Origin of the sequence: Variovorax fucosicus, assembly GCF_030316825.1 — a bacterium.
GTDB lineage: Bacteria > Pseudomonadota > Gammaproteobacteria > Burkholderiales > Burkholderiaceae_C > Variovorax > Variovorax fucosicus.
This window is the reverse complement of the sequence record NZ_JASZYU010000001.1, coordinates 449356-462791: the sequence shown is the minus strand read 5'-3', so window position 1 is coordinate 462791 and position 13436 is coordinate 449356. Positions and strand designations below refer to the sequence as shown.

13 protein-coding genes are annotated in these 13436 nt (G+C 64.1%); 7 read left to right on the top strand and 6 right to left on the bottom strand.

The features are described from left to right. Window positions 1-16 precede the first annotated feature (16 nt). Window positions 17-1186 (top strand): BMP family ABC transporter substrate-binding protein, encoded by a 1170-nt coding sequence (locus tag QTI05_RS02160; RefSeq protein WP_286542263.1) that lies wholly within the window; start codon window positions 17-19, stop codon window positions 1184-1186. 176 nt (window positions 1187-1362) lie between these two features. Here QTI05_RS02160 and QTI05_RS02155 read toward each other — a convergent pair whose 3' ends face one another. From QTI05_RS02155 to QTI05_RS02135, 5 genes are all read right to left on the bottom strand, one after another. Beyond that, the gene (locus QTI05_RS02155; protein ID WP_286542265.1) at window positions 1363-1809 is read right to left on the bottom strand and encodes a MaoC family dehydratase; all 447 of its coding nucleotides are present in this window, start codon (window positions 1807-1809) and stop codon (window positions 1363-1365) included. Next, a complete protein-coding gene (locus QTI05_RS02150; protein ID WP_286542266.1) occupies window positions 1802-3454 on the bottom strand; it encodes an AMP-binding protein in 1653 nt (550 codons plus the stop codon). Before QTI05_RS02150 ends, QTI05_RS02155 begins: the two co-directional genes overlap by 8 nt. After that, complete coding sequence (locus tag QTI05_RS02145) at window positions 3451-4191, bottom strand: nitroreductase (protein ID WP_286542267.1); 741 nt, start codon at window positions 4189-4191, stop codon at window positions 3451-3453. Before QTI05_RS02145 ends, QTI05_RS02150 begins: the two co-directional genes overlap by 4 nt. Before the next feature lie 130 nt (window positions 4192-4321). Continuing rightward, complete coding sequence (locus QTI05_RS02140) at window positions 4322-5341, bottom strand: AraC family transcriptional regulator (RefSeq protein ID WP_286622736.1); 1020 nt, start codon at window positions 5339-5341, stop codon at window positions 4322-4324. 37 nt (window positions 5342-5378) lie between these two features. Then, the gene (locus tag QTI05_RS02135; RefSeq protein WP_286657779.1) at window positions 5379-6338 is read right to left on the bottom strand and encodes a LysR substrate-binding domain-containing protein; all 960 of its coding nucleotides are present in this window, start codon (window positions 6336-6338) and stop codon (window positions 5379-5381) included. A 53-nt stretch (window positions 6339-6391) separates the two neighbouring features. Here QTI05_RS02135 and QTI05_RS02130 point away from each other — a divergent pair, with 53 nt between their 5' ends. Then, window positions 6392-7558, top strand: a complete 1167-nt coding sequence (locus tag QTI05_RS02130; RefSeq protein ID WP_286622735.1) for a mandelate racemase/muconate lactonizing enzyme family protein — start codon at window positions 6392-6394, stop codon at window positions 7556-7558. 35 nt (window positions 7559-7593) lie between these two features. Beyond that, on the top strand, window positions 7594-8571 hold the full coding sequence (locus QTI05_RS02125) for a tripartite tricarboxylate transporter substrate-binding protein (RefSeq protein WP_286622734.1): 978 nt from the start codon (window positions 7594-7596) through the stop codon (window positions 8569-8571). Between the two features lie 50 nt (window positions 8572-8621). Here QTI05_RS02125 and QTI05_RS02120 read toward each other — a convergent pair whose 3' ends face one another. Continuing rightward, a complete protein-coding gene (locus tag QTI05_RS02120; RefSeq protein ID WP_286622733.1) occupies window positions 8622-9500 on the bottom strand; it encodes an aldo/keto reductase family oxidoreductase in 879 nt (292 codons plus the stop codon). A gap of 119 nt (window positions 9501-9619) precedes the next feature. On the opposite strand from QTI05_RS02120, the gene QTI05_RS02115 reads away from it, so the two are divergent. The 4 genes from QTI05_RS02115 (at window position 9620) to QTI05_RS02100 (ending at window position 13435) form a co-directional block, all read left to right on the top strand. Further along, window positions 9620-10528: a LysR family transcriptional regulator gene (locus QTI05_RS02115; protein ID WP_286622732.1), complete on the top strand. Its 909-nt coding sequence runs from the start codon at window positions 9620-9622 to the stop codon at window positions 10526-10528. Window positions 10529-10647: 119 nt separating this feature from the next. After that, entirely contained in the window at window positions 10648-11607 is a 960-nt protein-coding gene (locus QTI05_RS02110) for an AraC family transcriptional regulator (RefSeq protein WP_286622731.1), read from the top strand. A 239-nt stretch (window positions 11608-11846) separates the two neighbouring features. Next, window positions 11847-12488 (top strand): aldehyde dehydrogenase iron-sulfur subunit PaoA, encoded by a 642-nt coding sequence (paoA, locus tag QTI05_RS02105; protein WP_286623332.1) that lies wholly within the window; start codon window positions 11847-11849, stop codon window positions 12486-12488. Next, on the top strand, window positions 12485-13435 hold the full coding sequence (locus tag QTI05_RS02100; protein WP_286622730.1) for an FAD binding domain-containing protein: 951 nt from the start codon (window positions 12485-12487) through the stop codon (window positions 13433-13435). The genes paoA and QTI05_RS02100 overlap by 4 nt, the downstream gene beginning before the upstream one ends. Window position 13436 lies beyond the last annotated feature (1 nt).

The window sequence follows — 13436 nt, the reverse complement described above, 5'->3', positions numbered from 1 at the left end:
TTGAGGATTTCCGACAATGAATGATCTGATGAACAAGCGTTCCCTGCTCAAGCTGGCGGCCCTGACGGCCGTCGCTTCGGCCGCCCTCGTGGGTTGCGGCAAGAAGGAAGAGGCCGCACCCCCCGCTGCCGCCCCGGCCGCACCGGCACCCACCGCCGCCGCACCGGCTCCGGCTGCGCCGCTGAACATCGCCTTTGCCTATGTCGGCCCGGTCGGCGACGGCGGCTGGACCTTCGCGCACGACAACGGCCGCAAGGCGCTCGAGAAGGAATTCGGCGACAAGATCAAGACCACCTTCGTCGAGAGCGTGCCCGAATCGGCCGACGCCGAACGCGTGTTCCGCGATCTCGTGGGCCAGGGCAACAAGCTGATCTTCGGTACCACCTTCGGCTACATGGAGCCCATGCTCAAGGTCGCGGCCGACAGCAAGGAAGTCAAGTTCGAGCATGCCACCGGCTACAAGACCGCCGAGAACATGCGCACCTACGACAGCCGCACCTACGAAGGCGCGTACATGGCCGGCATCATTGCGGGCGCGATGACCAAGAGCAACACGCTCGGCGTGGTCGGCTCGGTGCCGATTCCCGAAGTGCTGCGCAACATCAACAGCTTCACCATGGGCGCACAGTCGGTCAACCCGAAGATCACCACCAAGGTCGTGTGGGTCAACGAATGGTTCAGCCCGCCGAAGGAAACCGAAGCGGCCACCGCGCTCATCAACGGCGGTGCGGACGTGCTGTTCCAGAACACCGACTCGCCAGCCGTGCTCAAGACCGCGCAGGAAAAGGGCAAGCGCGCCTTCGGCTGGGATTCGGACATGACCGCCTACGGCCCGAAGGCCCACCTGGCCTCGGCCGTGATCAACTGGAGCCCGTACTACATCAAGGCCACGCAGGACGCGCTCGACGGCAAGTGGGCGACCGGTGCCAGCTGGTGGGGCGTGAAGGAAGGCGCGATCGACATCGTCTCGCTCGCCGACGACATTCCGGCCGACATCAAGACCAAGGTTCAAGAGGTCAAGAAGGGCCTGAAGGACGGCACCTATTCGATCTGGAAGGGCCCGATCGTCGGCCAGGACGGCAAGGAGCTCGTGGCTGCCGGCGCGGTGGCCGACGACAAGTTCCTGTCGGGCGTGAACTTCTACGTCAAGGGTGTTGACGGCAAGGTCCCCGGCGAAAAGAAATAGGCTCGCCCCCAGGCTGCGCGCACGTCGTGTCGCGCGCGCCTTCCCCCTACCGGGGGCAACACCAGCGGCCCGGCGAAGCCGGTTCCGCGGTGTTTGTGCGAAGGAGCACTCCACCTATAGAAGGCTGCCGGTTTGGCAGCCTTTTTTTGTTTGAGCGAGCTGCGATGCGCCGGGCATCAATTTGCTTTGGGCACAAAGGAAACCTGGCCCTGGGCGAGCACCAGCGTCCGGCCGTCAAGCGATGTGACGGTGCCACCAAGACCCAGGACGAGCCCACCCTTCGCCCGCGTGGCGACCGACGTCACGACCCATTCCAGAAGCACGCTCTCGGTCGCCTTCACCGCGTGGAGAAGTTCGAAGGAGAAGTTCATGCCGAGCACGCTTCCCCTGGAAGAGAAGTGCGTTGCAGTCAGCCCCATCAGAAGAGACGTGGTATGCGTGGCGCTGGCGATCAGTCCACCGAAGCGGGTGCCCGTTGCGTAGTCGGCGTCGACGTGCAGCGGATTCTCGTCGCCAGCAGCGAGCGAGAAGGATCGAACCTGCTCCTCGTCGAAAGTGTGAGCTCGCGAGAACCGGTAGCCGGTTCCCACGTCGGGACGATCGGTACGGCACACCTCAAGCATGGTCGGCCAGACGTGTGATGGCGGCCGCGCTTCCTGCCTCTTCACGGAGCTTGAATTTCTGAATCTTTCCGGTGGCCGTCTTGGGTAGCGTGTGAAAGAAGACGCGTCGTGGGCATTTGAAATGCGCAAGTCGCGCCCGGCAAAAGGCAACAATGTCCTGCTCCGACGGCGGCGCCACGCCAGCCCTCAGCTCGACGAACGCGCAGGGGACTTCGCCCCACTTCTCGTCGGGCTGGGCCACTACGGCCGCGTGCAGCACCGCCGGATGACCGTGGATGACATCTTCCACCTCGACCGAAGAGATGTTTTCCCCGCCGGAGATGATCACATCCTTGGAGCGATCGGTGATCTGCACATAGCCGCTGTCATGCTGGACTGCGACATCGCCGGTACGGAACCAGCCGCCGGCCAGCGCCCTGCGCGTCGCCGCCTCGTTCTTGAAATAGCCCATCATCACCGTGTTGCCGCGCAGCATGAGTTCGCCTGCGGTCCGGCCGTCCTGGGGCACAGGCTCCAGCGTATCGGCGTCGCCCACCATGAGGCCCTCGAACATGGCCGCACGCGCGCCCTGCCGGACTCGAAGTTTTCCCTGCTCTGCTGTGGGAAGCCGGTCCCAGTCGTCCTGCCATTCGCAGCTCACGGGCGTTCCGCACACTTCGGTGATGCCGAAGACGTGCTCCACGTCGAAGCCCATCGCACGAACCGCCTCCAGCACAGCCAGCGGGGGTGGCGAGCCGGCCGTGAGCACCCGCACCGGGCGGGGCAAGGTCTTGCCCTGGGCCGAGTCCGACAGCATTGCCATGACGATAGGCGCTGCACAGAGATGGTCGATGCCTTGCGAGTCGATCGCTGCCATGACCGCCTCGGCAGAAACCTTGCGCAGGCAGACGTGCGTTCCTGCCGCGGCGGTGATGCCCCATGTGAAGCACCAGCCGTTGGCATGGAACATCGGCAGCGTCCACAGGTAGCGCGGTGCCTTCGGCACCGACCAGTTGGTGATCTGCAGCTGGCTCATCAGATAGGTGCCCCGATGGCTCGCCACGACGCCCTTGGGATCGCCGGTGGTGCCGGAGGTGTAGTTCAGTGCAATGGGCTGCCACTCGTCGCTCGGCCAGATGCCGGCAAACCGCGGATCGCCGCCGGCCAGGAGCGACTCGTAGTCCACCTCGCCGATGGGCGCACCCGCCGGCGCCAAATGGTCGTTGATGTCGATGACGATGGGACGGTGGTCCAGCAAGGCCAGCGCCGCTGCGGCGACGCCGGCGTATTCCCGGTCGACCATGAGCAGCTTGCACTCGCCATGCCGGAGGATGAACGCCACGCCCTCGGCATCGAGTCGATGGTTGATGGCATTGAGCACTGCACCCGACAGGGGAACGCCGAAGTGGGCCTCCAGCATGGCCGGCGTGTTCGGTGCCAGAACAGACACCGTGTCGCCAGCTTGAATGCCTCTGGCCACCAGCGCGGACGCGAGCCGATAGCAGCGCTCGCGCGTCTGCGCCCACGTGCGTGTCAGCTCACCATGGACGACCGCGATGCGCCGGGGATGGACAAGGGCAGCCCGGTCCAGGAACCCCAGCGGCGTGAGCGGAACGTGGTTGGCCGCGCAGCGGTCCAGGCCCATTGCATAGGATGCAGCGCTCATGTCGTGGCCTCCTTCGGGTGCTCGTGGAAAGTGGTGAACGAAGACACCGGCTCCCGCTCGGTGGCCAAGGTGTTCTCGATGGACGATTCGTTGGCATGGCCGAGGCTCATGCCGCAGACGAGCATCTGCCCGTCCGGGATCTGCAGATGGCGAGCGATCTCGCGGTGAAACTTGAGGAACGCCGCCTGCGGGCAGGTGTGCAGATGGCGAGCTCGCGCCGCCACCATCACGCTCTGCAGGAACATGCCGTAGTCGATCAAGCTACCTTCCTGCAACTGGCGATCGACGGTGAAGAACAGGCCGACCGGCGCATCGAAAAAGCGGTAGTTGCGCCCGTGCTGAAGGTGCATGCGGGCCTTGTCGCCCTTTTCGATCCCGAGCAGCCCGTACAGGTCCCATCCCACTTTGCGGCGTCGCTCCAGGTACGGCGTCACCCAGTGGCGCGGATAGTAGTCGTAGGGTTCGGTCAGTTCAGCTGCGCGGGCTGGGTCGTCGTCAACTGCTGCAATGGCGGCACAAAGCTCGTTCTTGGCAGCGCCGGTCACAACGTGCACGCGCCAAGGTTGCATGTTCATGCCCGATGCACTGTGGCTGGCGGTTTCGAGGATGGCCTCGATCTCGCGCGTCGGCACCGGGGTCGGTAGAAATGCGCGCACGCTGCGCCGCGTCACGATGGCCCAGTCCACGGCCTCCCGAAGCGTCTGTCGGTCCAGCAACGACGCTGTCATTCGTTCCATCGGTGATGCCCTTCCAAGAGTGAACGGACCGCGAAGGTCTCGCCACGCACTGTAAGAAGGCCAACCCGTCGCGTCGATGCCCGGGCACTCCAACCGGCATGGGGTGCGCTGCCACCTTGGCGATCCACTGCTATCGCTTTGACTCGCCGGCTGTCCGATAGGCGCCCGGGCTGACGCCGGTCCATTTCTTGAACGCTCGGTGGAACGCGCTGGTCTCCTGAAAACCGGTCCGCGCTGCGACTTCCGACACGGTCATCGATGACGCAGAGAGCAGGTCGATCGCAATGTCGCGACGCAAATCGTCCTTCAGCCGCTGGTAGCTCAAGCCCTCCTGCTGCAACCGCCGCTGCAGCGTTGTGCCGGACACGTGCAAATCCTGGGCTAACTTGTCGACTTCGGGCCATTGGTTCGGCGATTGACTGCGCAGCTGACGTCGGACGATGGCGCTGGTGCTCGCTTCGTTGCGGTACTGCACAAGCAGGTTGCCCGGGGCCTCCGCCAGAAAGGCATCGACCGTATCGACGGTTTCGGCAATGTCGAGGTCCAGCAGGGCACTGTCGAAGACGATGTGCGTCGAGTCACCACCGAAGACCACGTTCTGACAGAAGCGGGTGCGGTAGTGGCTGTCATCGACAGGCGGCGGACACCGGAACTGCATTTCCCGAAGCGGAATGCGGCGATGAACCAGCCAGCACGCCAGGCCGTGGACCAGGATGAACCACGTGCCGTAGCCGAACAGTCTGCGCATCACGCCTGCGTCATGCAACACGATGCGTGCATCAGCGTCCGTGCGGATCAGCTCGCCCCGAAAATCGTCCAGCGTGGCATGCAGGAAACGCAGCATTCGACGCAATGCGTGCTCGAGGTTGTGTGTGTTGACAGCAGCGCGTGTCATGAGCGCGAAGCTGCCGCGCCGCAGACCGTGGCTGTCGAGGCCGAAAAACTCATCGTCCATGAGGTCGGCGAGCGCAACCCACATGCGCGAGTACGCGACCGCGGGTATTCGGGCGCGAGGTGACTGAAGCAACTCCCGATCCAGGGTCGCCGCCTCGAACACGCGGCTGAGGTCCATGTTCCTGAGAGAAGCGGCGTGGAGTGCCTCATGGACCAGTTCGATGGAAACAGTGCCCTTGGTGCCGGCAAGACTCATCACCGCACTGTAAGTTGAAACACGGCGAATGCCGGGTCTATCGAACACCCGCTTCGCAGGTCTCGCGCCAGAACGTCTCCGCGGCGCGCCCCAGCGCGATGTGGTCCCGGTACAGGCGAATCTCCAGAGGGATGCGCCACCTTGGAAGTGCTGCTTCGACCAGGGTGCGGGATGCAAGGTCTTCTGCGATCAGCGTCCGCGGCAACCAAGCAAGGCCTCGACCTTCGAGCGCCATCGTTCGAAGTACCGAAGCGAGGTGCGCCGAAAACACGACATGAACTGGCAAGGGTTCGAGTTCTGCACCCCACACGGCCCGGACGATGCGGCCCAGGCCAGACTCTTCGCTGTAGCTAAGAAGCGGCACTTGGTTCGCCCGCAACTCCGGTAGCCAGTGCCGAGCTTTGCCGGTCGCATCGGCAGCCGAAACCGGGATCAACTCATCGGTGCCCACCTGCATCGACGCGTAGCCCGAGGCTTCGAGCGCTCCCCGTGCTTTAGGGTGAGAGTGGCACAGGAGCAGATGCACCTTGCTTTGCTGCAACAGCGATTCGCAGCGCTGCAGGACATCTGAGTCAAGTTGGATGCGGCCCACCGGCGACCTTGCTTCCATCCCGCGCAACCACCCAGGCAGGAAGGTGAACGACAGCGCATGGGTGGATGCGAGGCGCAGCGTGCTCGAGTTGGCTTCGGCAACCGTTCGGGCCTCGCCGGGCAGCCTGGCAACGTGAACCAGAAGATCCCGTGATGCGCCACGAAACCACTCGCCGACCTCGGTCAGTTTGGCCGGCTGGACGCTGCGGTCGAACAGATCGGCACCCAACCACTCCTCCAGCGATCGAATGCGCCGGCTGAACGCGGGCTGGGTGAGATGCCTTTCATCGGCAGCCCGGGAGAAATTGCCAGTCTCGGCAAGCACCAGGAAGTCGTCGAGCCACAGAAGGTTCATGGCCGGTTCTTTCAAAGCATGGAAGGCGAGAAAAACAGCATTGGTCAGCAAGGCGTCAACGCGCGAGCATCTCGCTTCCGAACTTACCTCAACAGGAACCATACATGAAGATCGTAGAAATCCGGGAAAGGACACTTCCCATCAGCTCGCCCATCCGCAACGCCTACATCGACTTCAGCAAGATGACGCTGAGCCTCGTCGCCGTTGTCACCGATGTGATCCGCGATGGCAAGCCGGTGGTTGGCTACGGCTTCAATTCGAACGGCCGTTATGGCCAGGGCAAGCTGATGCGCGAGCGCTTTATCCCTCGCATCATGGAAGCCGACCCGAGCTCGCTCGTCGACGACGCTGGCACGAACCTCGATCCGCACAAGATCTGGAACACGATGTTCACCAACGAGAAGCCGGGCGGCCATGGCGAGCGTTCGGTGGCGATCGGAACGATCGACATGGCCGTCTGGGACGCCGTTGCCAAGATCGAAGGCAAGCCCCTGTTCCAGTTGCTGGCAGACCGCTATGGCGACGGCAAACCGAACCGCAAGATCTTCGTCTACGCCGCCGGCGGCTACTACTACCCCGGCCAGGACCACAAGAAGCTGCAAGATGAAATGCGCAGCTACATCGACCGCGGCTACACCGTGGTCAAGAAGAAGATCGGCGGCGCCTCGCTCGACGAAGACCTGCGTCGCATCGACTCGATCATGGAAGTGCTGCAAGACGGCCAAAAGCTGTGTGTCGATGCCAACGGGCGCTTCGACCTTGAAACCGCTATCGCCTACGCGAAGGCGCTTTCGCAATACGACCTCTTCTGGTACGAGGAGCCGGGCGACCCGCTCGACTACGAGCTGCAAGCGGCGCTGCGCAACTTCTACACGAACCCGATGGCCACGGGCGAAGACCTGTTCTCGATGCAGGACGCGCGCAACCTCATCCGCTACGGCGGCATGCGCCCCGATCGCGACTGGTTGCAGTTCGATTGCGCCCTGAGCTATGGCCTGGTCGAGTACTTGCGCACGCTCGACATGCTGAAGGAACACGGTTGGTCGGCCAGCCGCTGCATCCCGCACGGCGGCCATCAGATGTCGCTCAACATCGCCGCGGGCCTGGGCCTGGGCGGCAACGAGTCGTACCCCGACCTGTTCCAGCCCTTCGGCGGCTTCCCCGATGGCGTGAAGGTCGAGAACAGCTTCGTCACGCTGCCCGACCTGCCGGGCATCGGCTTCGAAGGCAAGGCGGACCTGTATCGCGAGATGCAGGCGCTCTCCGCCTGAAGCAAGCGCCAAAGCAAACCCAAGGAGACACAACCATGAAAAATGCATGGCGCTGCGGCGCCGGCCTGACCCTGTTCGCCGCAGCCTCGATGGCTTGCGCCGAGTTCCCTGAAAAGCCGGTCACGCTGGTCGTGCCGTTCGCGGCCGGTGGACCGAGCGACAAGATTGCCCGCGACTTGGCGGAGGCGCTGCGCAAGCCACTCGGCCAGACGGTAATCGTCGACAACGCGGCCGGCGCGGGCGGCACCATCGGGTCGGCCAAGGTGGCGCGCGCCGCACCGGACGGCTACACGCTGCTGGTCCACCACATCGGCATGGCGACCGCGCCCGCGCTGTACCGCAAGCTCAGCTACAAAGTCCCGGATGACTTCGAGACGCTGGGGTTGATCAATGAGGCACCGTCGGTGCTGATCGGCAAACCCAGCCTGGAGGCAAGGAATTTCGGCGAACTGCGCCAGTGGATTGCCTCCAACGGCGGCAAGGCCAATCTGGCCCACGCCGGGCTCGGCTCGGCGTCCCACCTGTGCGGCCTGATGTTCCAAAGCGCGCTCAAGACCAACATGACCCCGGTGCCGTACAAGGGCACCGCACCGGCAATGACAGACTTGATCGGCGGGCAGGTCGACCTGATGTGCGAACAGGCAACCAATGCGGTGCCGCAGATCGAGGGAAAGAAGGTCAAGGTCTACGGCGTGACAAGCCTGAAGCGCCTTCCGCTGCCATCGCTTAAAGACACGGCCACGCTGTCGGAGTCCGGGCTCAAGGATTTCGACGTTCAGGTCTGGCACGGTCTGTATGCCCCCAAGGGCACGCCCCCCGCGGTGCTGGCCAAGCTCAACTCTGCCTTGCGTGTCGCGCTGAAAGACCCGGAACTGATCAAGCGTGAAGAAGCGCTGGGCTTGACGGTTGTCAATGACGAGCGGCTTGAACCCGCCGGTCACCGCAAATTCATCGAAGCGGAGAAGACGCGCTGGTCAAAAGTGATCAAGGACGCCGGCGAGTACGCCGACTGAAGAGCTGGGCGAGGCCACTCAAGGGCCCGTCCTTCCATCCTGATGCTGCTTCAGGCTGCAGCGCGGATTTCCTCCAGCGCCGCCAGCGCATGGCCCGGCAGTCTCAGCGAAGCCGCTGCGATGTTTTCGCGCAGGTGTGCCACCGACGAGGTGCCCGGAATCAACAGGATGTTGGGCGAGCGTTGCAGCAGCCACGCCAGCGCCACCTGCATCTGCGTGGCACCAAGCTGGCTCGCCACGTTCGACAACGCGGTCGACTGCAAAGGCGTGAAGCCACCAAGCGGAAAGAAGGGCACATAGGCGATGCCCGCAGCGGCCAGTTCATCGATCAGCTCATCGTCGCCGCGGTGTGCGAGGTTGTACTGGTTCTGCACGCAGACGATGCTGGCGATCCCGCGTCCCTCGGTGATCTGGGTGCGCGTGACGTTGCTAAGGCCGATGTGGCGCACCAGCCCTTGGCGCTGCAGTTCGACCAGCGCGGTCAGCGGTGCCTCGATCGAGCCCTCGGCCGGCCCGTGCACGTCGAACATGACGCGCAGGTTGACCACCTCCAGCACGTCAAGGCCAAGGTTGCGCAGGTTGTCGTGCACAGCGTGGGCCAGGTCGTCGGCCGAGAGCGCCGGGTTCCACGAAGCATCCGCGCCGCGCAGGGCGCCGATCTTGGTGACGAGGGTCAGGTCTTTCACGTAGGGGTGCAGCGCCTGGCGGATCAGTTGGTTGGTGATGTGCGGGCCGTAGAAGTCGCTGGTGTCGATATGGTTGACGCCAGCGTCGACAGCCGCCCGCAAGACCGCCAGCGCTGCGTCCGTGTCCTTCGGCGGGCCGAAGACACCCTTGCCGGCCAGTTGCATGGCGCCGTAGCCGAGCCGGTTCACGGTACGGTCGCCGAGTCGAAATGTGCCTGCTGCGGCGATGTCTTGAGAGGTCATGGAATGGTCTTTGGGTGACTGATGAAGCGACTGTATGCAGCAAGGCGGCGTGCAACAATCCACTTCAATCGGCACGGGCTGTACGAAAAACAGAACAATAAACAGCCGGCCCGCGAACCATGACCACGAACCTCGCAGACATCAATGCTTTCCTGGCCGTGGCCCGCGCCTCCGGTTTTCGGGAGGCCGCCCGCGTCACGGGCAGCAGCGCTTCCAGCCTGAGCGAAGCGGTGCGCCGCCTCGAGAACCAGCTCGGCGTGCGCCTGCTGCATCGCACCACGCGCAGTGTGGCGCCCACCGAAGCTGGCGCGCGACTGCTGGATCGGCTCGAGCCCGCTCTCAAGGAAGTCGATGCCGCACTCGATCTGATCAATGGTTTTCGCGACAAGCCTGCCGGCACGCTGCGGCTGAACGTGCCCATCAGCGCTGCGCGTCTTGTGCTGCCGCGTATCGTTCCGGCCTTTCTCGCGGCCTACCCGGACATCCGGCTCGAAGTGATCGCAGAAGACAGCTTCGTCGACGTGCTTGCCGCGGGCTGCGACGCCGGCATCCGCTACGAAGAGCGCCTCGAGCAGGACATGATCGCCATCCCGATCGGTCCGCGCGAGCAGCGTTTCGCCGTGGCCGCCTCGCCGGCCTATTTGAAGAAGCATGGCCGACCGAAGCACCCGCGCGAACTGCTGGAACACGCATGCTTGCGCGGCCAGTTTGCAAGCGGATCGACACCCGCCTGGGAGTTCGAACGCAAGGGCGAGCGCGTCAAGATCGAGCCCACCGGTCCGCTGCTGGTGCGCATCGGCGCGGCCACCGACCTCGCGGTCGATGCGGCCGTGGCTGGCAGCGGCATCATCTATCTGTTCGAGGACTGGCTGCGGCCCTACATCGCACGCGGTGAACTTGAGCCCGTGCTTGAGCCGTGGTGGCCGCGTTTCTCCGGGCCGTTCCTCTATTACACCGGCCGCCGGCATCTTCCGACCACCCTGCGAGCCCTCGTGGATTTCGTCAAAGCCATGCCGCCGTGGCAGTGACGAGTGCGCGGATTCTGCGCAAATCGCTGGATTTCTTGCCTGTTTCTATGAGGGCGAGCCTCATTTGTAGATAGCGCTTTGCTTGGCGAGTAGAGTTCTTCGCGCAGGCTCCACTCCACATGGCACCCAGACAGTACGACACGGCACGGCACAGATCGCCACAAGAGACGATGGTGCACGTCATCGGCGCACGCGTCGCGCAAGCGGGCGACTACGAAACACCTATCGCCGGCCTCAGCTTCTTTCGGCGTGATTTTCCCGCTCTGCCTGCAGTCTGCATGGTGGAGCCCAGCGTCGTCCTCGTCGCCCAAGGTGCGAAGCAGATGTGGGTAGGCGGCAAGGCCTATCCCTATGACACCTCGCGATTCCTCATCACCTCATTGGACATACCCGCCAATTCAGAGGTGAGAGTGGCAAGCCCACAGCAGCCCTGTGTGGGTCTGGTTTTGAAGCTTGATGTGCGCACACTCGCCGAACTCATCGCGCAGGGCAGCCTGCCGCCGCATCGCGATCGCTCGGTCGGAGTGGGTGTGGGAATCGGTGCAGCAACGCCCGGCCTCTTGGCGCCGATCGTACGGTTGCTGGAACTGCTGGATGAACCCGAAGCCATCGCTGTTCTCGCACCGCTGATCTATCGAGAAATTCACTACCGGCTGCTGATGAGCGATCAAGCGGCGAAGCTGCGACAGATCGCCTCCGTGGATGGGCAGGGTCACCGGATTGCAAAAGCCATCGACTGGCTGAAGCTGAACTACGCCGCGCTGCTCCGCATCGATGAACTCGCGAACCGCGTGCAGATGAGCACACCTACGTTTCATCACCACTTTCGCGAGCTCACCGCGATGAGTCCGTTGCAGTACCAGAAGTGGCTGCGATTGAGCGAGGCAAAACGATTGATGCTGAATGAACATTTTGATGCATCGAGCGCCGCCTTCAAGGTGGGATACGAGAGCCCGTCCCAGTTCAGCCGGGAGTACAGCCGATTGTTCGGTGCGCCGCCCAAGCGAGACATCGAGATGCTGAGAGGGGGAGCAAAGGGCGCCGGAATGCTTGGGGAAAGTCGAACTGGCCAGGCGTGATGCGCCGAACACGTGCGGTATTGCGGGCCGTCACCGAACGTCGTGAGATCAGCGGATCAGGCAAGAAAACAAGCGGAATGCTCTACCAATCGCCGCGGAGCTCCAGAAAAATGAAGATCCGAGCCCGCTTGCTCCGATCCGGCGTGCAACAGCAGCCATTCGCCTATTGCCAGCGCTATGGGCTCGCGATATCAGCAGTGATCGCCGAAATACCCGAACCTCGAACAACAGGAGCAGACATGGACAGTCCCACGCCTCACTTGATCTCGCGACGCGACGCTCTCATCGTCAGCGCCGCCACCGCCGCGGCGGTTTCGTCAACGGCGCCCGTTGCGGCAGCGCCCGCCGCGGCATCTGCATCGGCCGTGCCGCTGATGAAGGTCTCGCTGAACGTCAACGGCCAAGCCCATGCGCTCGAACTCGATACGCGCACCACCCTGCTCGATGCGTTGCGCGAACATCTGCACCTGAGCGGCACCAAGAAGGGCTGCGACCACGGCCAGTGCGGGGCCTGTACGGTCATCGCCGATGGAAGGCGGATCAATTCCTGCCTGACGCTCGCCGTCATGCATGAGGGCGGGCAGATCACCACCATCGAAGGACTTGGGACCCCGCAGAACATGCACCCGCTGCAGGCCGCATTCGTCAAGCATGATGGCTACCAGTGCGGCTACTGCACGCCCGGCCAGATCTGCTCGGCGGTCGCCGTGCTCGACGAGGTCAAGCGCGGTGTTCCGAGCCACGTGACCGCCGATCTCACTGCACGGCCCATCCTGTCGGCCGAAGAGCTGCGCGAGCGCATGAGCGGCAACATCTGCCGCTGCGGCGCCTACTCCAACATCGTCGATGCCATCACCGAAGTGGCGGGGAGCAGAACATGAAGCCGTTTACCTATGAGCGCGCGCATTCCCCGGCACAGGCTGCGGCGGCTGTCGCGCGGAGTCCGGGCGCCAAGTTCATTGCCGGCGGCACCAATCTGCTGGACCTGATGAAGCTGCAGATCGAAGCGCCGACGCACCTGGTCGACGTGAACGGTCTTGCGCTGGACAAGATCGAACCGACGGCCGAAGGCGGCTTGCGCATCGGCGCCTTGGTGCGCAACACCGACCTGGCGGCCGACGAGCGTGTGCGCCGCGACTACGGCGTGCTGTCCCGCGCGCTGCTGGCTGGCGCCTCGGGCCAGTTGCGCAACAAGGCCACGACCGCAGGCAACCTGCTGCAGCGCACGCGCTGCCCCTACTTCTATGACACGGACCAGCCCTGCAACAAGCGCCGGCCCGGCAGCGGTTGCAGCGCCATCGGCGGCGTCACTCGCCAGCATGCGGTGGTGGGCACGAGCCAATCCTGCATCGCGACGAATCCGGGTGACATGGCCGTTGCGATGCGCGTGCTGGACGCGGCGGTCGAAACCGTGCGCCCCGATGGGCGCACCCGCGTGATCCCGATTGCCGACTTCCATCGCCTGCCCGGCAACACGCCGCACATCGAGACCGCGCTGGAGAGGGATGAACTGATCACCGGCGTCACGCTCCCGAAGCCCATCGGTGGCACGCAGATCTACCGCAAGATCCGCGACCGTGCCTCCTATGCCTTCGCCCTCGTTTCCGTCGCGGCGATCGTGCAGCGTGACGGGTCGGGCCGGGTGGCACTGGGCGGCGTGGCCCACAAGCCGTGGCGCCTGGAGGCTGCCGAAGCCGCGATGCCGCAGGGTGCCAAGGCGGTGACCGCGCAGTTGCTGGCCGGCGCGCAGCCAACCCACGAGAACGCATTCAAGTTGCCGTTGGCCGAGCGCGCGCTGGCTGCGGCCCTGCTGCAAGCGAGGAGCTGAT